This window comes from Bacillus pfraonensis (assembly GCF_050768835.1).
GTDB lineage: Bacteria > Bacillota > Bacilli > Bacillales > Bacillaceae_G > Bacillus_A > Bacillus_A pfraonensis.
In genome coordinates, this window is the sequence record NZ_JAHCDO010000015.1 from 40,976 (window position 1) to 61,006 (window position 20,031).

Consider the following 20,031-nt stretch of genomic DNA (forward strand, 5'->3'; position numbering starts at 1 on the left):
AAGTAAAGTTGAGGCGAGTTATGGTACAGTCCATTGATCGAGCGATAGGTATTATTAAGTTATTGAATTCTACAAATGAAAAAAAGTATTGGGCTATTTCTGATATAGCTGATAGGACACATCTCCCGGTTAGTACGGTACATAGGTTACTTAACTCTCTAATGGAGCATAGATTAGTTACGCAAATTTCAGAAACAAAACAGTACACAACTGGACCGATGTGGATGGAAATAGGATTACGTCAATTAGAGAAGATAGACTACAGATCTGTTGCAAGAGAAGTGATGAAGCGTTTGGCCTCTGAAATTGAAGAAAGTGTTTACTTGAACATTCCAAATGGAACACATTCTATCATTATTGAAAGAATTGATAGCCCTTTAAAAATTCGAGTTATTGATAACTTAGGGGAACAGATTCCTCTATCCATTGGCGCCGCAAATAAAACGATGCTTGCCAATATGAAAACAAATGAAATGGAACACATTGTAGAACATTTACTTTCTTCTTTACCAGAACAAAAGCAAGTTCTTTTTGATCAAATCGAACAGATAAGAAATGAAGGATATGCTGTGAGTTATGGTGAAAAAACAGAGGGGACAGCCTCAGTAGCTGCACCTATTATAGGGTTTAATCATAAAGTAGTAGGAGCATTAAGTATTGGGTTAATTAGTCATCGCATTAACGATGATCGACTATCTTTTCTTATTAGTAAGGTAAAACAAGCAGCTAGTGAAATATCAATAAAAATCGGCAGAACATCAGAATCATAATTTTGATAGCCTGTCGTCATTTTTTGTCCGTATATCGGAAATGAATTTCATAATGTGGAAAAATAGGGGGATTTATATGTCAAAGTGGCAATCAAAGGAACAATTGGTGCAATTATTAAGCAATCTTGTTGAAATTCCTAGTATTACTGGCTCGGAAGCTGAAGTTATATTGCCAGATTTTGTTATGGAACAATTATCTGACTTACACTATTTCAAACAAAATCCACATCATTTGCAAAAGAATCCGACAGGGGATGGAAGATATTTTGTTACGGCTCTAGTAAAGAAAAATAATAGTACAAAAAATACAGTAATTCTTGTTAGTCACTTTGATGTTGTAGATGTACAAGATTATGGAGTATGGAAAGAAGATGCATTTAACGCTCAAAAATTAACATCTATGTTTTATTCTCATAAAGATGAATTACCAGATCATGTACGTGAAGATATAGAACAGGGGGACTGGTTATTTGGTAGAGGAACAATGGATATGAAATGCGGTCTAGCTTTGCAAATGGCGATGATTGAGCAAGCTTGTGAAGGAAGATTTGATGGGAATATCCTCTTATTGGCTGTTCCAGATGAAGAAGTGAACTCCGTAGGGATGAGGACTGCTGTTCCAAGATTATTAGATTTAGCAGAAGAATATAACTTAGAATATAAAACAGTCCTAAATTCAGAACCTATGTTTTCGCGACACCCTGGTGATCAAAATAAGTATATTTATACTGGTTCTATTGGTAAGGTGTTACCTGGTTTTCTTTGTTATGGAAAAGAAACACATGTAGGCGAACCATTTGCAGGATTAAATGCGAATTATATGGCTTCATTATTGACAGCTGAATTAGAATTAAATACGGAATTTTGTGATATTGTAGAAGGTGAGGCGAGCCCCCCACCAACTAACTTGTTACAAAGAGACTTAAAAGAGGATTATTCTGTACAAATTCCTCATCGTGCAGTCACATTATTTAATTTGTTTTTATTAGAAAAAACGATGACGGATGTCATGGCGTTGTTACATCAAAAAGTAATAAAAGTAGCAGAGAAAATCGAAGAGTCGTATGAGAAGCGAGCATATCGGTTTTCTAAGTATAATCCTTTCATACCGCCTAATCTTCAAGTAAATGTATTAACGTATGAAGAGCTTACCGCTTATGCAATTGAGCAGCATGGGAAAGAAAAAATAGATAGGGTTCAATCTGCTGTTATAAAAAATAGAGGGAATAAAGATGATCGTGCAGTCACAATTGATTTAGTTGATAAATTAGCTATCTTATGTAAAGAAAAGGCACCGATGATTGTAACTTTCTTTGCCCCACCGTATTATCCGGCTGTGAGTTCACGGCATAACTCTTTAATTAAAGAGGTGGTTGTAGAAATGGAAAGATATGCTCACTACAATCATGGAATTACATTTAAAAATCAAAATTATTTTGGGGGAATTTCAGATTTGAGTTATGTGGGCTTACAGTACCCAGCTGATTCGATGAGTTCACTCGTAGACAATATGCCATTATGGAATAAAGGTTATTCGATTCCACTTGGGGAATTAGAAGAGTTTGATGTTCCGGTATTAAATATGGGACCAGTAGGAAAAGATGCACATCAATGGACAGAACGCCTGGACGTAAATTACGCATTTGAAACGCTATTAGATATGTTACCTATATGTATTGAAAAATTACTTGTTTCTAATAAAATTACACAGTCGTAGTTAGTTTATATAGGAGAGAAGCGGATTAAGAAAAGGATAGAAAATGTAGCGTTATATTACAGTTTCTATCCTTTTTCTTGTAATGATTTATTTCTATCTTGTTATTTGTGGGTAGTAAACCTGATTGATCGGGATAAATAAAATAAGAGTATAGTGTTGTTTAATGTAACCAAGATAAGAAAAGTGGAACAATGACTAAACTTGCGCCAGCTGTCAAAAGCATAGATAAACTTGCAATTGTACCTTCAACTGGCCCAATTTCAAATGCTTTTGAAGTGCCAGTTCCATTTGCGCTAGTACCTAACATAATACCTTTTGCGATAGCTGTTTTAATACGGCATATGCGAATGAGAGAAGGACCTAAGAGTGCTCCTGTTAATGCGGTTAATACAACAAATACTGCTGTTAATTGAGACATACCACCAATCATTTCTGAAATTGCCATGGCAATTGGTGTTGTTACGATGTGTGGTGCTAGGCTATGTTCTAGCGATGAATCAATTTGAAAGGCATTTGCTAGTAAAGCTGAAGTGATAACGGATAAAAAAGAGCCGACAACAACATTAATTAAAATAGCACTTGCATGTTTTTTAAACAGATCAAAGTATTTATAGATCGGCCATGCAAAAGCAACTGTTGCTGGCTTTAATAGTTCAGTTAGCCAGTGACCACCAGAATCGTATGTTTCATAAGATGTATCTAACCCGAGTAATAATGCGATTAACACAATTGGACAAACGAGAAGGGGAGAAAGTATACTCCAGTTCCAGCGCTGATATAGTTTTTTAGATATCCAATATGTGAATAGTGTTAATAATAAACATAAAAAGGCAATCATTGTGCTGATCCTTTCCGCTTTAAAAGCAATTCTGTTAAGATCCCAGTTACGAGTGTTACGCAAAGAGTACTAATCATGATAATTAAAATGAGATCGATACCATATTGCGATAATGTATCTTTGTAGCGGATAACAGCGACAGCAGAAGGAATAAAAAATAAAATAAGTTCTTTTAGTAAAAAGTCTGCTCCGTCTTGAATCCATTCTTTTTTCACTAGGTTAAATTTTAATGAAATTAATAATAAGAAAATACCGATAATACTTCCTGGAATAGGGAGGTGTGCCTGTTTTGCGATCCATTCACCTGTCCAAGCGAAACAAAATAATAGTAAAATTTGTCCGCTTAATTTCCACCATTTCATACAGTAACACCTCTTTCGTTTCGTTTGTTACATAAAAATTGTAAAAAGAATTAACAATTTCTACTATACGTTCTTTCAAAAAATTTGTCTAATATATAAATTATATGTTATTAATTTATTATACATATTAATGGAAAAGGGTGTCCGAAATGGAATTACGGCATTTGCAATATTTTGTTGTGGTGGCAGAAGAGCTGCATTTTGGTCGAGCAGCCGCTCGTTTACAAATGACACAGCCCCCACTTAGTCAACAAATTCAGCAATTAGAAAAAGAAATGGGGGTTACGTTATTTTCAAGAACAAAGCGGAAAGTTGAGCTAACAGAAGCAGGAGAAATGTTTTTAAAAGAAGTAAAAAAAGCATTTGATCAAATTGAAAAAGCAGTTGAGGTTGCACAAAGTGCACAAAGAGGAGAGGTTGGTTCGCTTTCAATTGGATTTGTAGGGGCAGCTATATACGATATTTTACCGTCTATTGTTAGAGAATATCGAAAGAAGTTTCCAAGAGTATCTGTTGCACTACATGAATTATCAACACCAGATCAAGTTCACGCGCTTCATGATAATCGAATTGATATTGGATTTTTACGTCCGCCAATTAATACGCAATTACTAGAGTTAGAACCAATTCAAAAGCTTTCGTGTACACTATGTTTACCAAAAGCGCATCCGCTAGCAGAGAAAGAAGAAATTCATATTGAAGATTTGCAAGATGAGCCATTTGTATTCATAACGAGACCGGTTTGGCCTGCGTTATATGATACGATTTTATCATTATGTAGGAACGCTGGATTCAGTCCACATATTGTACAGGAGGCAACAGAGTACCAAACTGTTATGGGGCTTGTAGCAGCGGGAATTGGATTAACAGTGATTCCGGTTTCTGCGAATAAGTTGTACAAAACAGAAGTTGTATATAAGGCTATATATGATTCTAATTTTGTAGCAGAGATGTCAGTTGCATATCGGAAAACAAATAGTAACCCTGAGCTGTTAGAGTTTTTAAAAATTGCTAGGGAAAAGAAACGAATAGAAGTAGAAAACGATAAGTAAAATGACAAAAAAGAGGAGATGCTATTCTGAGGCATCTCCTCTTTTTATTTCAATACTGACTAAGTAGACATGTTCATTTTCTCGGAGCAATCGTTGGCGTGATTCTTCATCTTCTATAGAGAGTGCGGATATATGGTTTTTATTTGTTTTTATCCAAGCAGCAAGGACTGCTCTTTTGTTATATTCTATGTTTTGAGGATTGTTAATTTCTTCAAATGCAGATCCATTAATATTAGGTAAGCCATTTTCAGAAGCAGTCATGGAACCACCATCAATACCTATGAACCATTGCCAAGTTTCATTATTCGTATGTTGAAATATTTGCTGACCAACGGCTAATTTTATTTTTTTATCTATAAAGTCGGAAGAAGAAAGCCTAACTATATCTTTTATTTTTTCTCCATTTTGGTAATATTCAATAGTTGTAAATATTTTAGCTTGTTTATGAGGAATGGTAACTTCATAAAAAGAAACATGTTCTTGTTGTAAGGGTAATAATTGTAAAAGAGCAGTTTCCTTTTCTGATAATTTATATGGTTTTACAATTGTGTATGAGTCTGTATTTTGCTCGACAACACAACTACTAAGAAAAGTAATCAATAAAATGATGCTGAGAAGAAACAGTTTTCTCATTTAATCCCTCCATATTAATATATTTGCTCTTATAGGGGTTTTTCTGTTCAGTATAACCGTAGACATAAAGTCATTTTTCTCCGACTTAAGACCTAGTAAAGATTCCGGTTGTAGTTCGATGTTAAAAAAATCATATTTTTATACACTGGTAGTATAGAAGATTGGACGTTATAAAGTAAGGTAGGGGAATCAATTATGTCTTTATTTCGGTTAGCAAGGAAAAATATACAGAACTATGCTGCCCAAAGATTAAAGCAATTTATATGGATTGCAACGAGTACAACAATTTGTTTTTTTATTGTATCTATTCAATCAAACGAAATGATAGTAGAAAAGCTGCAACATATTCCGTTATTTGTGGCGCTTTTTTATTATGTGTCTATTTTTTTGTTGTTTGTATGTAGTTTTATTACATACAAAATGATAAATAGTTTTTTAAAGACAAGAAAACGAGAATTTCAATTGTATGAAGGCAGTGATATGAAAAAAAGAACAATGGTGTGTTTGTTGTGGCAGGAACAGTTAGTGATTTTTGGTGGGGCTGGTTTTTTTGGATTGATTCATGGTATGCTATTTTTAAAGTTATGTACAATTATTTTCATGAAAATAGCGAGGATTTATGGGGGATGTAGTGCGCCAATTACAATTTCTTCACTATTAGTAACGACATTATTTATTATTATTTTAATTGTATTATCGATGTGGCAATGTTATCAATATATACAAGGTTTAAAAAAGAAAAGTTCACATAAAACAGAGAAAAAGGCATGAAACATCATGTCTTTTTCTCTGTTTTACATGAGGAAATAATCGTGATACAGTGAAAAGAACTTAATAAGTGTGAAAAAGAAAGGTTGTATGGAATGACAAATGAGCAGTCGATAGTAAAAGTTGATCGGTTAACAAAGCGAATCGGTTCAAAGACATTAGTAGAAAATATAAGCTTTGAAGTGAAAAAAGGTGAAGTGGTTGGTTTGTTAGGGCCAAATGGTGCTGGGAAAACAACATTAATGCGAATGATGGTCGGTATGATTCGCATGACGGAAGGGGAAGTATGGATAGATGGTCAATCTGTAAAACGGGAGTTTGAAAGTACAGCAGCAAAAATTGGTGCTGTAATTGAAAATCCAGAATTCTATCCTTTTTTAAGTGGTTATGAAAATTTAACATACTTTGGACGTATGAATGGCAATGTTACAGAAGAACGCATTGATGAAGTCGTTCAACTACTGGGTATGGGACAAGTCATTAATCGTAAAGTAAAAGCATATTCGCTTGGTATGAGACAACGATTAGGAATTGCGCAAGCGCTTGTACATAATCCAGATGTACTCATTTTAGATGAACCGACAAATGGATTAGATCCAAATGGTATTCATGAAATGCGAATGTACATAAAGAAAATTGCACATGAACAAGGGAAGGCTGTGCTTGTTTCAAGTCATTTATTATCTGAAGTTGAATTAATGTGTGACCGAGTTATTATTATTCAGCATGGAGAATATGTGGCAACACAAAATATTCAGCAAGATGAAAGCATGGAGCTGGAGACAATACATATACGTGTTGATGATGTGAAACAAGCAGCAGAACTTTTAGAATATGATGTCACGATTCAAGATAATGAATTGATTATGACTATGGAAAATAAAGAAATTCCAAATGTGATTCGTACATTAACAGAACGAGGGATTCGTATTTATCGTGTGTATGAAGAAAGAAAGACATTGGAAGAGAAGTTTTTAGAATTAACAGGGGGAAAGGATATTGTTTAATTTAATCTATAATGAGTTGTATAAAATCTTTAAGCGAAAGCGAACGATCATTCCGTTTGCTGTTATTACAATTCTAGTTATCGGTTTAGGGTGGGTGTCAGTTAAATATTTTCCATCTTCATCAGGAGATTGGAAAGTAGAATATCAAGATCGAACGACAGAAATTGAAAAAAAACTTGGGAGTACAAAACAGGATATTATCAATCAAAGATCGGGAGATGAGCTTGTTAAAGAGTATCAGTTAAAAATGAAGCATTTAGATACAAATACTCCACCAGCAGGCGATTCACCGCTAACTTTTATGAGAGATACAGGTTTAATTGTGTTTCCAATTTTATTACCATTTATTCTTGTATATGCAAGTACAATTTTTGCGAACGAGTACAATTGGGGAACTTATAAATTTTTAATGATTCGTCCGGCAAGTCGATTTAAAATTTTAACAGCAAAGTATATCGCAATTGTTATTTTCTCTGCATTATTATTTATATTTAATATGGTTTTCTCACTTTTATGTGGGTTTATTATTTATAAATTTCAACAGCCTGCATGGGTAGAGTTTATCGTACAAAATGGAAATATCGTTCAGCAAAATATATTTGTTGATGTGAGTAAGTATTATATATTAGAATGGTTGCCAACTCTTGTGTACGCAGCATTTGCTTTTATGATTTCTGTTTTAACGAGATCAAGTGGAGGGGCTATTGGTATTTCCTTATTCGTGGCGTTATCTGGGGGGGTTATTTTAATACCAGCGTCTAGGTACGAATGGATGAAATTTTTATTACCAGCAAATACAGATTTATATGGAATCTTAAATGGTGGTAGTTTCATTCAAGGTGTAACATTCCCATTTGCGTCTTGTATGCTTCTTATATATTTACTTGTATTTTTAGGCATTTCCTATACTGTATTTTTAAAACGCGATTTAACCTAATGATAGGATAAGATGAAAAAGCCGTTAAGAAGAATAATCTTAACGGTTTTTCTTTATCTTAATTTGTTAATCGCTTCCTCAGCTAGTAAAGCAAAAAATTGTGCACTAATAGGTAACGCACCTTCATCTAATGTAAAGGCAGGATGGTGCCACTCTTGCGTACCATTTGTCCCCATAAAGACGAATGAACCAGGTATTTCTTGTTGGTAGAACGAAAAATCTTCTCCTGCCATAGACGGTTTTGGTGAAATAATTTGAAGTCCCATTCTTTGAGCAATATGAGTAGATAATTCTGTAAGTGTTACATCATTATGAACAGCAGGAGGACCTGGATACCAATGGAATTTAGCTTGGACACCAAGTGCATCAGCGACGCCTTTAATAACACGCTTCATCAATTTGGGGATTTTTGTACGTGTTTCTGCCTGAAATGTACGGACAGTTCCTTCTAAAGTTGCATTTTCAGGAATAACGTTCCATGTATTTCCTGAATGGATATTCGTTACACTTATGACAGCGTTATGAAAAGAACTAATATTTCGACTTACAATCGTTTGCAGTGCCATAACAATTTGGGAAGAAGCGACAATCGGATCAACACCAGCGTCAGGTACAGCCGCATGTGTTCCAATCCCTTTAATTTCGATTTCAAAACGGTCGACTCCTGCCATTAGTGGACCGTCTTTAATACCGATTGTTCCAACTGGTAGATCGGGTTTATTGTGCATACCAAAGATTGCTTGGACATCTTGTAAATGGCCCGATTCTATTACTTTACGTGCCCCGTCACCGCTTTCTTCTGCAGCTTGGAATATGAACCTAACAGTACCGTTAAGTGAAGATTCATTCGCCTTTAATAAGTAGGCAGCACCGAGAATGGATGCCGCGTGAAAATCGTGACCACATGCATGCATTTTTCCAGGGTTTTTAGAAGCGTAAGATAAATTCGTTTCTTCGTGTATAGGAAGAGCGTCAATATCGGCACGGAGCGCAACAGTGGGCCCGTTTTTATTACCAGAAACCTCAGCAATCACGCCAGTTTTTAAATCAGAATTAATGATTGTTATGTCAGCTTCGTTTAACCAGTTACGTATCGCTTTTGTTGTTTCGAATTCTTCGTAAGATAGTTCTGGATATTGATGTAAATGACGGTGGATAGAGATTAGTTTTTCTGTTAATTGATTTGTGATAGGTTTCATTATATTATGTGCCTTCTTTCTCAAGGTAAATTTCAATTGGTGGTTTTCGTAAAATGTATTTATTAGTAAGTATATAGGAACTTAGTTCTTTTGAACGAATCGATAAAAATATCTTTTGAGTTAATTTTATAATTTTTTACATATAAATATTGTATCTTTTACATTTTAAGATCGTTATTTACAAGAAATTCATAAAAGCAAGATATACTAAAACATGTAAATACAAATACATACAAAATTCGTGTAGAGACCATAGTATAACGCAGCGGGGAATGTTTGGAAATCGCTATTGTTATTTATGGTCTTTTTGTATGAAAAAGGGGAGAAAATAGAAGAAACAAATGTTAAACAGGCATTAAATCAAGCAGCTAAAGAAACAGACCGTGCGTTAGAAATTGCGAATCGAGCTAAAAGTAATATGAAACAATTAAAAAGAGGCTTCTCATCTTGAGAAACCTCTTTTTGTTTAAGCAGCAACTTTCTTATGTGTATGATGTTTTTGATAACGCCCGCGCATCGTATACGCAATTTGCGGAATTGCAATTCCAACCAAAATAAGCGCCACACCAAGCCATTGAGAAGAAAGTACGGCTTCTTTTAAAATAAATACAGACATAATTGTTGTAACAGGTAGTTCAGCTGCCCCAAGAATAGTTGCTAAGCCGGAACCGATTTTTGGAATTCCGATTGTAAAGGCAATGGATGGAATTACGATACTAAACGTCCCTAGCCCTAAACCGTATTTCCAAAGTCCTTGTGAAATAGCTCCGTTAAAAATAAATGTTGGTGGGAATACTATCATTACTAAAGTTAAAGCACCCGCCATTAAGAGAACGCCCCGTGGTAAGGATGGTACTTCAACAGCAACCTTACCACTGACAAAAATGTATGTTGCAAATGTAACAGCAGATAGTAAACCTAATATGATTCCAGTTGTATCGAAGTCACCCGCTGACTTTTCTAATAATCCGCTCGATAAGAATGTACCAGCAAGTAAAAAGATAACGGAAATGACTTTTTCTCTTGACGGTAATGTTTTTGTCGCAACAGCTTCAATGATAATTCCCACCCAAACGAATTGGAATAAAAGGATAATGGCAATAGATGCCGGTACAGTTTTCAATGAAGCGTAATAAAAAATTCCTGTGAAACTTGCAGATGTTCCAGCGACAAATAAAATAAGCATTTGTTTAAGTGGAACGCGGTGTCTAGAAAATAGGAGAGTAATTCCAAGCAAAATAAACCAACCGAACAAATATTGACTACCAATTACTTCTCCAAGTGAAAACCCTTCTGCGTATGCAAGTTTAACAAAAATAGCTAAAATTCCATAGCTACATGCTCCTAATAAAACTAATAGAGAATAACGAAGCATGAAAATTCCTCCCATCCTATATATTTAGTTGTTCCAAAACGGACATATATAACTAGATGGAAGTATACAAAATTAAAAATGAAGGGTCAAATGAAAGAAAAGTGTGACATTTTATAGAATAATAATAAAAGTATGATATTTATGCATAATCTTGAAACTTATAATTATAGAAGTATTGTAAGACAAGGAGTGGATTGTATAAAGTTATCATTTGAAAAAAATATTTTTTTACAGGAAATGTATAGTACACAGAGATGTGATATACAAATCATTTGTTGTTTGGAAGAAGCTTTGATATGTTAATGAGTAACAGCATATTATTTATAATAGAAGAAAAATGAAAACGCTTCAGAAAAATATATAAATCCACTTTGATTTTTCGACAGATAAGCTGTGGCTATGGATAACAAAAGGTGACTGCTACTTGTTTTCTCTCTTTGTTTTCACCTAGCATGGGGCAGGAAAAGGATCTGACCGCTTCTATGCATGGCGGGATGCTCTTTCTCCTGAAAAGAAGGGGGGTATTTCGGTTTCAAATTTGTATAGCAGTGTGCAGCTTTTTTCTTATTAAAAAGTTGTAAATAGTGAATTCATGAATTGTTCATAGTATTTTCTGTTGTTTTTGCTACAATAATTGAAGAGGAGAGGAGTGAAAGGATGCAAGATATTAATATTTTTTTAGCATTTGGGGCCGGTTTTTTATCATTTATTTCCCCTTGTTGTTTACCGCTTTATCCAGCATTTTTATCGTACATAACGGGAATGTCGATTTCTGAATTAAAAGAAGAAAATGCAATGCTTCGTAAAAGAAGTATGATACATACAGCGTTTTTCTTATTTGGATTTTCTATCGTGTTTATTGCGATTGGATTTGGTACAAGTTTTATTGGATCGTTCTTCCAAGATTACAAAGACTTAATTAGGCAGTTAGGAGCAATATTCATCATTGTATTCGGACTTGTAATTGTGGGAGTATTCAAACCAAAGTTTTTAATGCAAGATCGTAAGTTTACATTTAAAAACCGTCCAAGTGGTTATATAGGATCTACTTTAATTGGTTTAGCATTTGCGGCTGGTTGGACGCCATGTACCGGACCAATTTTAGTAGCTGTAATTGGATTAGCTACCACGAATCCAGAATCAGCAATGATGTATATGATTGCTTATATACTTGGATTTGCAATACCGTTTTTTATACTTTCATTTTTTATTACGAAAATGTCTTGGATTAAACGACATAGTGGGACGTTTGTGAAAGTAGGCGGATATATCATGATTGTTATGGGGATTTTCTTATACTTTAATTGGATGACAAAAATTATTGCATATTTTTCAAGCCTATTTGGTGGTTTTACCGGTTTTTAGTATTATTCTGTGAAAATGTTGGAAATACTAACAGAAAAGCATATAATGAAACTATATTTTCATATTGCCACAAAAAAGGATGAGAAAGTATGAACTTAGTTCTTTTATCAAGTATTATTGCTGTTTGTATGGCTGTAGGTGCGATGTTTATTCGTTTAAAAGCAGCAAAGAAACCAGCAACATTGAAAAAAATCATTCTCCCTCCGTTTTTTATGAGTACGGGAGCACTGATGTACATTTTTCCGGAATTTCGTCTCACACCAGCAGAAATGCTAGAAGCAATCTGTGTCGGTTTGTTTTTCTCAATTTTTCTGATTAAAACATCTAAATTTGAAGTGCGTGGACAAGATATTTATTTAAAGCGTTCCAAAGCTTTCGTATTTATTTTAATTGGTTTGCTCGTGGTACGTATTGTCTTTAAAACATATTTAAGTCAATCGCTTGATTTAGGACAACTAAGTGGAATGTTCTTCTTACTTGCTTTTGCAATGATTGTCTCTTGGAGAATTGCAATGTATCGCTCGTTTACGAAATTGCAAAAGGAAATGGAAAAAGAAGATGGTTTTTATAATGAGAAAGATATGAAGTTAACGTAAAAAACCTCAAGACTCCTTGAGGTTTTTTATTTTGCCAAAAGTGATTGATAACGGGAATAGTCAATTTGCTTTTCTTGTAATTTTTTAATTAAAAACTTATGATCTCGTTTTGGGGTTGCTACAATATATCCTTTAATGATTAAATCTTCAGTTATTTTTTTTGCTTTTTCTTTTAACGCTAGTTCTCCGATTTTACCAGCAATTTTGGAACGAGCGACGTCACGGAACAGTTCGGGAACAGGGCTTACAAGTTCTTCTAATAATTGTTTTTGCTCATCATCCCATAAGTGTCTTGTTTGGTCAATATAGTGCTGCTCCCAATCTAAAATAGACATGCCGTCTTCTTTCGGTAGGCGTTTTAAGAATTTTCGGAACATAAAGTATCCACCGATAGACATAAGGCCTAGTAAAATAACAGTCCAAGTCACAATAAACCAACTAAACCATCCTTCGAGCAAGAATATACCCCCTTTGCGATAGCAGTTTTCCTTTTACTAGTATTATAAGCAGTGGGATTGATAGAAAGCAAGAACGCTTGGCCATTTTGACCAAGCGTTATGAATTAAACGAAGTATAGTTGTTCGACACGTAATATATCATTATCATCTTCTAAATATTCAATGATAAGTGTACCAACTTTACGGTCTTTATCTTCAGTTGTGAAAATAGAGTAAGAAGTAAAACGTTTTGTTGATAGGCCGCTAATATGTGTAGGAAGAGAAATGTAGTCGTTATTGCGGAAGAACTCCATGAGTTCAACATCTTCAAATTGTTTTCGATCCACTGGTTGATTTGTATAGCGACGTTGCAGTTGTTTTAAAGATTCATTCCAAGAAATTACTTTTGTATCGTATACCATTTGTTCTATCTCCTTACTATATGTAATCATTAAGAACATATGTTCTAATCTAGTATACCCTGTTTTGAATGAAAGGGAAAGCAAAAAATAATGTAAGCTTGGCTTTCCAAGCTTACATAAAAGGCGTCCATAATCGTCTCTATTTTTATTATAAGCTAGATGGAAATAGGAAACAAGGTGGGAAGTATTTTGTTGATAGTTTGTAAAATTCCGTTTATTGTAAAAAAGAGGTTTATTTTAGTGAAAAAGGATGGGGAAAATGACGTATATCATTTCACTTCAAGGACCAATGGCAAGCGGGAAAACAACGTTAGCAGGGAGATTAGAGCAAAGAGGTTTTCAAATTATATATGAAAATCCTTATGAAATTGTAGAGAAGAGAAAAAAATTAAACTTGGATATTTACACAAAAGAGGGGTTTATTACAAATCAAAAAATGTTTATGGAAGCAAAAATAATAGAATTTCAAAATGCACGAGGAAGTATTGTGATATTTGATCGTGGTCCGGAAGATATTGAGTTTTATACACTACATTTTCCAAAATTGATAGGGGTGGATTGGGATATTGAAAACGAACTAAAAGAGGAATTGTATCATTTAAGAAAATGTCGTTCGAATGCAATTTTTTATTTGGATATTTCTAAAAAGAAATTGCAGGAGAGAAAGGAGAGTGATACGTCGAGAAGACGCAGTACATTTGAAGAACAGTTAGAATTGGTGGAAGTGGAAAGGGAGTGGTATAAACATTTGCCGGTTACATATGTGAATGCTGATGAAGTGACAGTAGGAGAAACAGAGTATTATTTTATAAAGTGGCTCAATGCAAAGAGGGGGAGAAAATTCATAGACTGAAAATACATATAAAAGCTAGCAATTTGCTAGCTTTTATATGTAAGAAGAATAAATTTGTTTCATTACTATAGGTAGGATTTCTTTAAGAGTAATACCTATTTAGCTTAATAACTAAAGTTTTACTGCATCTATAATTAGCGATGGAAAAACGAGTTTATCCCCTTGATTTCGTGGGTCATATTTCTTGGAACGAAAAATAACTCCATCGGTTCCATTCCATTCATTGTAATGAAAATGCCCATCTTCATCAAAATATTCAAGTAATTTCACCTCGAATCCAGCAGCTGCAAACATTTTTCTTAAGGTTTTATAATTATGAACAATTTTATGACTAGCTGCGGGGTGGTCTTTAGGTCCAGGGCCCCCAACTTGTACCCCTTTTTGATAATCTTTATCTGGAAAAAATCCATCAGGAACGGCACATCGAACGTAACCACCATGCTTTAAAAACTCATAACATACTTTCGCCGCTTCTATGCCTTCTTCAAATGATAAATGTTCCCATACATGCTCCGCTAAAATTGCCGCTAAAGAATTAGGATCAAACCTTTTTATCCAATCTTCCTTTTTTAATAAATTTAATTCTTCCTCATTCGTATGTAACCAGCCAGGGTTATTATTATATCCCCCTGCACCAATTACCAGTTTAATTTCCTCTTGTTTGATAGCCAACAGTTTCACCTCTTATATTTTTTATTATTGTTATATTATGTTTATTATATAAATTTTCTTTCATAGGGTATCACCATATCATCATCAACCTAAGATAAATTTAAAGAATTTGTTATAAAGTAGATTCAAGCTCATTTTGTACATCTATAAATAGCAAGTGTTTTTGGATCACGCCATACTCCTCCATGAAGAGATAATTCATTTTCTATTTCAATGGTTAGCCATTCTTTCATTTCTGAATGAAGATGAATGTCGTCAGGTATGTTTAAAGATGGAAACATACTAGAGATATAGTTAATGATAGGTGTAGCATGATGAAATAAAAGTGCATTATGGATAACCGTTTCCTCCACAGTTTCAAAAACAGATTGTAATAGTTGTTTTCCATTTTCTAAACAAAATGGAGAAGCTGATGGTGATTTTTCAGGTAAATCGAATGCGACTAACATTTTGTTACACATCTCATCCATACGGGATAACGAGATTTTGGAATTTGTTGTAGCAAGGAACCTGCCTCCAGGAGAAATTACTTTATGGAATTCTTGAATGGTTTTTTCAACATCCGTCATGTGATACAGCATATGTCTTGCGATGATCCAATCATAAGAATTAGCTGAGAAAGGTAGTTTGGTAGCGTCTCCCAATTTCCATTCAATATTTCCATTTTGCTGCACCCCATTCATAGCAGCTTCTCGTAGCATAGTTGTAGATTGATCTAGACCAGTGAGATGTCCCTTATGACCGTCTTTTTGTAGCAATGCTAGGAAATTTCCGTTAGCGCATCCAACTTCTAATATTTTTTCTGTTCCTTGTAATTGTAGATGATCTATTACAATCTTATCTAAGTCTATTCGTTTTTCCTCATATTTTTTATGAGTATTAATCCGTGTTTGCAAATGGTTACTTACAGCGTATTGCCTTTTTACATCATTCAACTTGTCTGATTCCACCTTTACACAAAATTGCTGAATAGCATGTGTTAACACATTTGTTTTATTTAGACTTTCATAATGAAGTGCGGCTTCAAATCTTCCTAGTAATCTTTCGTCAATTCGAAAGTGAATATCTTTTCTCTTAACCAATTTCGGGTCCCCCTTACAGCTGTTAGTGAGACTATAGCATGTTTGGGAATTTTCTGTAAATGGATTGTGTACACAATGGTAACAGAGTATTAAAAAAATTCATTTAATCATCATTTAGACTATTGACGATTAAACCGTTTTCATATATTCTTAAATTAAGTAATATTCAAATAATTCACAAGAAATGAGAGAGTCACATGCTTCTTCAAGGAACACATCGAATTGGTCGTATGGCCATGTTGCTCGCACTTGCGGACGAGAATGAAAGCCCTGTATTATCCATTCCAAAAGGTTGGAAATATTGTACGGGGAAAGTGGGTTCGATGAATTCGCAAAAGGTTGTCGCAGCAATGGAAACAGCGGCTAAAAGTAACCAAGTTATTGAAACAGACGTTTACAGAGAAACGCATGCACTTTATCATGCAATCATGGAAGCGTTGTACGGAGTGACGAGAGGTCAAATTCAGTTAGCAGACGTTCTTCGTACAGTAGGTCTTCGGTTTGCAATCGTGCGCGGTACACCATACGACGGAAAAAAGGAAGGCGAATGGGTTGCTGTTGCACTTTATGGAACGATAGGTGCGCCTGTAAAAGGATCTGAGCATGAGGCCATTGGTTTAGGAATTAATCACATATGATTTGCCCATAGTCTATTAGTTAGAAGGGGGCCTTGCTTTTTAGGACAGAAGTCTGTCTTGAAAAGGTAAGGTCCCCTTTTGCTCTTTTTAAGGAGGAAACAGGATGATTACGTTAACAGGACATTCATTGACAGTAGAAGAAATGAAACGCGCGCTGCTTGAAGGAGAAGGAGTAACAGCTTGTCCAAGTAGCATGCAAAAAGTAGCGGAGTGCCGTGAAGCTGTTGAAAAAATTGTAGAAGAGGGAAAGGTTGTTTACGGTATTACAACCGGGTTTGGGAAGTTTAGTGATGTATTTATTCAAAAAGATGATGTAAAGACACTTCAACATAATTTAATTCAATCACATGCATGTGGAATAGGGGATCCATTCCCAGAAGAAGTGTCACGTGGAATGTTGATTTTACGAGCTAATACGATGTTAAAAGGGGTATCCGGTGTTCGCCCTCTTGTTGTTAATATGCTATTAGAGTTTGTAAACCGTAAAATTCATCCGGTTATCCCACAGCAAGGTTCATTAGGTGCGAGTGGTGATTTAGCCCCATTATCCCATCTTGCTCTTGTTCTATTAGGTGAAGGGGAAGTGTTCTATAAGGGGAAACGCGTCCATGCGATGGTAGCTCTTACAGAAGAAGGTTTAGAACCAATCGAATTAGAAGCGAAAGAAGGGCTTGCATTAATTAATGGTACGCAAGCGATGACAGCGCAAGGAATTCTTTCTTATATAGAAGCTGAGGCGATTGCGTATCAATCAGAATTAATTGCTTCCATGACAATCGAAGGGTTACGCGGCATTATTGATGCATTTGATGAAAATGTTCATAAAGCTCGTGGCTACAAAGAACAAGTGGAAGTTGCAAAGCGTATTCGCGATGTACTTCAAGATAGCAAGCTTGTAACAAAGCAAGGGGAACTGCGTGTACAAGATGCATATTCACTTCGCTGCATTCCGCAGGTGCATGGTGCTTCTTGGCAAGTTTTAAATTATGTAAAAGAAAAATTAGAAATTGAAATGAATGCAGCAACAGATAACCCACTTATTTTTGATGGTGGAGAAAAAGTAATTTCTGGCGGAAACTTCCACGGTCAACCAATTGCATTTGCAATGGACTTCTTAAAGGTTGGAATGGCGGAACTGGCGAATATTTCTGAACGCCGTATTGAACGTCTTGTGAATCCGCAGTTAAATGATTTACCACCATTTTTAAGTCCAGAGCCAGGATTACAGTCTGGTGCAATGATTATGCAATATGCAGCAGCTTCACTCGTTTCTGAAAATAAAACGCTAGCTCATCCAGCAAGTGTTGACTCAATTCCATCATCAGCTAACCAAGAAGATCATGTAAGTATGGGAACAATTGCTTCACGTCATGCACATCAAATTATTCAAAACGTAAGACGCGTTCTTGCAATTGAAATGATTTGTGCAATGCAAGCTGCGGAATATCGTGGTACCCAAGAGATGAGTACGGTAACAAAAACGTTTTACCATAAAGGCCGTCAGCAAGTACCTTCTATTACAAATGATCGTGTTTTCTCAACAGATATTGAAAATATTGCACATTGGTTAAAAACAAGTCGTTTTACTTTAGAACGATTGGATGCAAATGCAACACTATAAAAAGGGAAAAGGGAGAGATTAAAATGGAAAACGTAAAACAAACAATTCGCGCGCCAAGAGGTATGGAATTACAAACTAAGGGTTGGATTCAAGAGGCAGCTCTTCGTATGTTAATGAATAACTTAGATCCAGAAGTAGCTGAAAAACCAGAAGAATTAGTTGTTTACGGTGGTATCGGCCGTGCAGCTCGTAACTGGGATAGTTATCATGCAATTGTTGATTCGTTAAAAACTTTAGAAAGTGATGAAACGTTACTTGTTCAATCTGGTAAACCAGTTGCCATTTTTAAATCACATGAAGATGCACCACGTGTTCTTCTAGCAAACTCAAACTTAGTACCAAAGTGGGCAAATTGGGATCACTTCCGTGAACTAGAACAAAAAGGCCTTATGATGTATGGACAAATGACAGCTGGTAGCTGGATTTATATCGGTACACAAGGAATCTTACAAGGAACATACGAAACGTTTGGAGAAGCGGCACGTCAACACTTTGATGGTTCATTAAAAGGTACGTTAACACTTACTGCTGGTTTAGGAGGTATGGGTGGTGCACAACCTCTTGCTGTTACGATGAACGGTGGGGTAGTCATTGCAATTGATGTAGATAAGCGCAGCATCGATCGCCGTATTGAAAAAAGGTATTGTGATATGTACACAGAATCTTTAGAAGAGGCGCTAGCTGTTGCGAAAGAATATAAAGAGAAGAAAGAGCCAATTTCAATTGGGCTATTAGGAAATGCTGCAGAAATTTTACCAGAGCTTGTAAAACGTAATATTACACCAGACTTAGTGACAGATCAAACGTCTGCTCATGACCCATTAAACGGCTATGTTCCAGTAGGCTATTCATTAGAAGAAGCGGCAAAACTTCGTGAAGAAGATCCAGAACGCTATGTACAATTATCAAAAGAAAGCATGAAAAAACATGTAGAAGCGATGCTTGCGATGCAGGAAAAAGGTGCAATCACATTTGATTATGGTAATAACATTCGCCAAGTTGCTTTCGATGAGGGATTACAAAATGCATTTGATTTCCCAGGATTCGTTCCAGCGTTTATTCGGCCATTATTCTGCGAAGGAAAAGGACCATTCCGCTGGGTAGCACTTTCTGGTGATCCAGAAGATATTTATAAAACAGATGAAGTTATTTTACGTGAGTTTGCAGATAACGAACATTTATGTAACTGGATTCGCATGGCACGTCAGCAAGTTGAGTTCCAAGGTCTTCCATCACGTATTTGTTGGCTTGGTTATGGAGAACGTGCAAAATTTGGTCGTATTATCAATGAAATGGTTGCAAACGGTGAATTATCGGCACCAATCGTGATTGGTCGTGACCATCTAGACTGTGGATCAGTTGCATCTCCAAACCGTGAAACAGAAGCAATGAAAGATGGCAGTGATGCAGTGGCAGACTGGCCAATTTTAAATGCATTAATCAATAGTGTGAACGGTGCAAGCTGGGTATCTGTACATCACGGTGGCGGAGTTGGTATGGGATATTCACTTCACGCTGGAATGGTTATTGTTGCAGACGGAACAGAAGCTGCAGGAAAACGTATTGAACGCGTATTAACTTCTGATCCTGGCATGGGTGTTGTTCGTCACGTTGACGCGGGGTACGACTTAGCTGTTGAAACAGCGAAAGAAAAAGGCGTTAACATTCCAATGATGAAATAAGGAGG

The 20,031-nt window shown here is 35.5% G+C and carries 22 protein-coding genes; 13 read left to right on the forward strand and 9 right to left on the reverse strand.

The features are described 5' to 3' along the window. The first annotated feature begins 20 nt into the window (after nucleotides 1-20). Nucleotides 21-770, forward strand: a complete 750-nt coding sequence (locus KFD70_RS16260) for an IclR family transcriptional regulator (protein WP_431613244.1) — start codon at nucleotides 21-23, stop codon at nucleotides 768-770. A 76-nt stretch (nucleotides 771-846) separates the two neighbouring features. After that, the gene (locus tag KFD70_RS16265; RefSeq protein WP_336453084.1) at nucleotides 847-2,487 is read left to right on the forward strand and encodes a M20/M25/M40 family metallo-hydrolase; all 1,641 of its coding nucleotides are present in this window, start codon (nucleotides 847-849) and stop codon (nucleotides 2,485-2,487) included. A 160-nt stretch (nucleotides 2,488-2,647) separates the two neighbouring features. Here KFD70_RS16265 and KFD70_RS16270 read toward each other — a convergent pair whose 3' ends face one another. Together KFD70_RS16270 and KFD70_RS16275 are read right to left on the reverse strand one after the other, a co-directional pair. After that, a complete protein-coding gene (locus tag KFD70_RS16270; protein WP_336453083.1) occupies nucleotides 2,648-3,325 on the reverse strand; it encodes an LrgB family protein in 678 nt (225 codons plus the stop codon). Next, nucleotides 3,322-3,687, reverse strand: coding sequence for a CidA/LrgA family holin-like protein (locus KFD70_RS16275; protein WP_016131827.1), 366 nt, complete (start codon nucleotides 3,685-3,687; stop codon nucleotides 3,322-3,324). The genes KFD70_RS16270 and KFD70_RS16275 overlap by 4 nt, the downstream gene beginning before the upstream one ends. Before the next feature lie 149 nt (nucleotides 3,688-3,836). On the opposite strand from KFD70_RS16275, the gene alsR reads away from it, so the two are divergent. Continuing rightward, entirely contained in the window at nucleotides 3,837-4,739 is a 903-nt protein-coding gene (alsR, locus tag KFD70_RS16280; protein ID WP_336453082.1) for an acetoin biosynthesis transcriptional regulator AlsR, read from the forward strand. Nucleotides 4,740-4,760: 21 nt separating this feature from the next. On the opposite strand, the gene KFD70_RS16285 is transcribed toward alsR, so the two are convergent. Continuing rightward, nucleotides 4,761-5,372, reverse strand: coding sequence for a hypothetical protein (locus KFD70_RS16285; protein WP_336453081.1), 612 nt, complete (start codon nucleotides 5,370-5,372; stop codon nucleotides 4,761-4,763). A 195-nt stretch (nucleotides 5,373-5,567) separates the two neighbouring features. Between KFD70_RS16285 and KFD70_RS16290 the strand changes: the two genes are divergently transcribed. The 3 genes from KFD70_RS16290 to KFD70_RS16300 all read left to right on the forward strand — a co-directional run bounded on the left by KFD70_RS16290 (nucleotide 5,568) and on the right by KFD70_RS16300 (nucleotide 8,084). Further along, a complete protein-coding gene (locus tag KFD70_RS16290; protein WP_336453080.1) occupies nucleotides 5,568-6,143 on the forward strand; it encodes an FtsX-like permease family protein in 576 nt (191 codons plus the stop codon). A gap of 92 nt (nucleotides 6,144-6,235) precedes the next feature. Beyond that, complete coding sequence (locus tag KFD70_RS16295; protein ID WP_336453079.1) at nucleotides 6,236-7,147, forward strand: ABC transporter ATP-binding protein; 912 nt, start codon at nucleotides 6,236-6,238, stop codon at nucleotides 7,145-7,147. Further along, nucleotides 7,140-8,084, forward strand: a complete 945-nt coding sequence (locus KFD70_RS16300) for an ABC transporter permease (protein ID WP_336453078.1) — start codon at nucleotides 7,140-7,142, stop codon at nucleotides 8,082-8,084. The genes KFD70_RS16295 and KFD70_RS16300 overlap by 8 nt, the downstream gene beginning before the upstream one ends. A gap of 53 nt (nucleotides 8,085-8,137) precedes the next feature. Here KFD70_RS16300 and KFD70_RS16305 read toward each other — a convergent pair whose 3' ends face one another. Next, complete coding sequence (locus tag KFD70_RS16305) at nucleotides 8,138-9,283, reverse strand: M20 peptidase aminoacylase family protein (RefSeq protein ID WP_336453077.1); 1,146 nt, start codon at nucleotides 9,281-9,283, stop codon at nucleotides 8,138-8,140. A gap of 289 nt (nucleotides 9,284-9,572) precedes the next feature. Here KFD70_RS16305 and KFD70_RS16310 point away from each other — a divergent pair, with 289 nt between their 5' ends. Then, nucleotides 9,573-9,734 (forward strand): hypothetical protein, encoded by a 162-nt coding sequence (locus KFD70_RS16310; RefSeq protein WP_336453076.1) that lies wholly within the window; start codon nucleotides 9,573-9,575, stop codon nucleotides 9,732-9,734. 15 nt (nucleotides 9,735-9,749) lie between these two features. On the opposite strand, the gene KFD70_RS16315 is transcribed toward KFD70_RS16310, so the two are convergent. Next, nucleotides 9,750-10,658: an EamA family transporter gene (locus tag KFD70_RS16315; RefSeq protein WP_336453075.1), complete on the reverse strand. Its 909-nt coding sequence runs from the start codon at nucleotides 10,656-10,658 to the stop codon at nucleotides 9,750-9,752. A 657-nt stretch (nucleotides 10,659-11,315) separates the two neighbouring features. Here KFD70_RS16315 and KFD70_RS16320 point away from each other — a divergent pair. Both KFD70_RS16320 and KFD70_RS16325 read left to right on the forward strand, forming a co-directional pair. After that, nucleotides 11,316-12,023: a cytochrome c biogenesis CcdA family protein gene (locus KFD70_RS16320; RefSeq protein ID WP_336453074.1), complete on the forward strand. Its 708-nt coding sequence runs from the start codon at nucleotides 11,316-11,318 to the stop codon at nucleotides 12,021-12,023. Nucleotides 12,024-12,112: 89 nt separating this feature from the next. Beyond that, nucleotides 12,113-12,619, forward strand: coding sequence for a CcdC family protein (locus KFD70_RS16325; RefSeq protein ID WP_336453073.1), 507 nt, complete (start codon nucleotides 12,113-12,115; stop codon nucleotides 12,617-12,619). A gap of 26 nt (nucleotides 12,620-12,645) precedes the next feature. On the opposite strand, the gene KFD70_RS16330 is transcribed toward KFD70_RS16325, so the two are convergent. Continuing rightward, complete coding sequence (locus KFD70_RS16330) at nucleotides 12,646-13,077, reverse strand: DUF2621 domain-containing protein (protein ID WP_336453072.1); 432 nt, start codon at nucleotides 13,075-13,077, stop codon at nucleotides 12,646-12,648. 104 nt (nucleotides 13,078-13,181) lie between these two features. Then, nucleotides 13,182-13,478, reverse strand: coding sequence for a hypothetical protein (locus tag KFD70_RS16335; RefSeq protein ID WP_336453071.1), 297 nt, complete (start codon nucleotides 13,476-13,478; stop codon nucleotides 13,182-13,184). Between the two features lie 259 nt (nucleotides 13,479-13,737). On the opposite strand from KFD70_RS16335, the gene KFD70_RS16340 reads away from it, so the two are divergent. Next, nucleotides 13,738-14,331, forward strand: coding sequence for an AAA family ATPase (locus KFD70_RS16340; RefSeq protein WP_336453070.1), 594 nt, complete (start codon nucleotides 13,738-13,740; stop codon nucleotides 14,329-14,331). 111 nt (nucleotides 14,332-14,442) lie between these two features. Here KFD70_RS16340 and KFD70_RS16345 read toward each other — a convergent pair whose 3' ends face one another. Then, a complete protein-coding gene (locus KFD70_RS16345; RefSeq protein ID WP_336453069.1) occupies nucleotides 14,443-15,003 on the reverse strand; it encodes a class I SAM-dependent methyltransferase in 561 nt (186 codons plus the stop codon). A 131-nt stretch (nucleotides 15,004-15,134) separates the two neighbouring features. Continuing rightward, nucleotides 15,135-16,085, reverse strand: coding sequence for a class I SAM-dependent methyltransferase (locus tag KFD70_RS16350; RefSeq protein ID WP_336453068.1), 951 nt, complete (start codon nucleotides 16,083-16,085; stop codon nucleotides 15,135-15,137). Nucleotides 16,086-16,282: 197 nt separating this feature from the next. Between KFD70_RS16350 and hutP the strand changes: the two genes are divergently transcribed. From hutP to hutU, 3 genes are all read left to right on the forward strand, one after another. Continuing rightward, nucleotides 16,283-16,723 carry a histidine utilization transcription antiterminator HutP gene (gene hutP, locus KFD70_RS16355; RefSeq protein WP_000926516.1) on the forward strand — a complete coding sequence of 147 codons (441 nt, stop codon included), beginning with the start codon at nucleotides 16,283-16,285 and terminating at the stop codon, nucleotides 16,721-16,723. 103 nt (nucleotides 16,724-16,826) lie between these two features. Then, nucleotides 16,827-18,344 carry a histidine ammonia-lyase gene (gene hutH, locus KFD70_RS16360; RefSeq protein ID WP_336453067.1) on the forward strand — a complete coding sequence of 506 codons (1,518 nt, stop codon included), beginning with the start codon at nucleotides 16,827-16,829 and terminating at the stop codon, nucleotides 18,342-18,344. A 23-nt stretch (nucleotides 18,345-18,367) separates the two neighbouring features. After that, entirely contained in the window at nucleotides 18,368-20,026 is a 1,659-nt protein-coding gene (gene hutU / locus KFD70_RS16365; protein WP_336453066.1) for a urocanate hydratase, read from the forward strand. The last annotated feature ends 5 nt before the right edge of the window (nucleotides 20,027-20,031 follow it).

Bases quoted from the DNA above. Each gene is read 5' to 3' on its own strand.
- KFD70_RS16260 (WP_431613244.1), top strand. From the start codon at position 21: ATGGTACAGTCCATTGATCGAGCGATAGGTATTATTAAGTTATTGAAT.
- KFD70_RS16265 (WP_336453084.1), top strand. From the start codon at position 847: ATGTCAAAGTGGCAATCAAAGGAACAATTGGTGCAATTATTAAGCAAT.
- KFD70_RS16270 (WP_336453083.1), bottom strand. From the start codon at position 3,325: ATGATTGCCTTTTTATGTTTATTATTAACACTATTCACATATTGGATA.
- KFD70_RS16275 (WP_016131827.1), bottom strand. From the start codon at position 3,687: ATGAAATGGTGGAAATTAAGCGGACAAATTTTACTATTATTTTGTTTC.
- alsR (WP_336453082.1), top strand. From the start codon at position 3,837: ATGGAATTACGGCATTTGCAATATTTTGTTGTGGTGGCAGAAGAGCTG.
- KFD70_RS16285 (WP_336453081.1), bottom strand. From the start codon at position 5,372: ATGAGAAAACTGTTTCTTCTCAGCATCATTTTATTGATTACTTTTCTT.
- KFD70_RS16290 (WP_336453080.1), top strand. From the start codon at position 5,568: ATGTCTTTATTTCGGTTAGCAAGGAAAAATATACAGAACTATGCTGCC.
- KFD70_RS16295 (WP_336453079.1), top strand. From the start codon at position 6,236: ATGACAAATGAGCAGTCGATAGTAAAAGTTGATCGGTTAACAAAGCGA.
- KFD70_RS16305 (WP_336453077.1), bottom strand. From the start codon at position 9,283: ATGAAACCTATCACAAATCAATTAACAGAAAAACTAATCTCTATCCAC.
- KFD70_RS16315 (WP_336453075.1), bottom strand. From the start codon at position 10,658: ATGCTTCGTTATTCTCTATTAGTTTTATTAGGAGCATGTAGCTATGGA.
- KFD70_RS16320 (WP_336453074.1), top strand. From the start codon at position 11,316: ATGCAAGATATTAATATTTTTTTAGCATTTGGGGCCGGTTTTTTATCA.
- KFD70_RS16325 (WP_336453073.1), top strand. From the start codon at position 12,113: ATGAACTTAGTTCTTTTATCAAGTATTATTGCTGTTTGTATGGCTGTA.
- KFD70_RS16335 (WP_336453071.1), bottom strand. From the start codon at position 13,478: ATGGTATACGATACAAAAGTAATTTCTTGGAATGAATCTTTAAAACAA.
- KFD70_RS16340 (WP_336453070.1), top strand. From the start codon at position 13,738: ATGACGTATATCATTTCACTTCAAGGACCAATGGCAAGCGGGAAAACA.
- hutP (WP_000926516.1), top strand. From the start codon at position 16,283: ATGCTTCTTCAAGGAACACATCGAATTGGTCGTATGGCCATGTTGCTC.
- hutH (WP_336453067.1), top strand. From the start codon at position 16,827: ATGATTACGTTAACAGGACATTCATTGACAGTAGAAGAAATGAAACGC.
- hutU (WP_336453066.1), top strand. From the start codon at position 18,368: ATGGAAAACGTAAAACAAACAATTCGCGCGCCAAGAGGTATGGAATTA.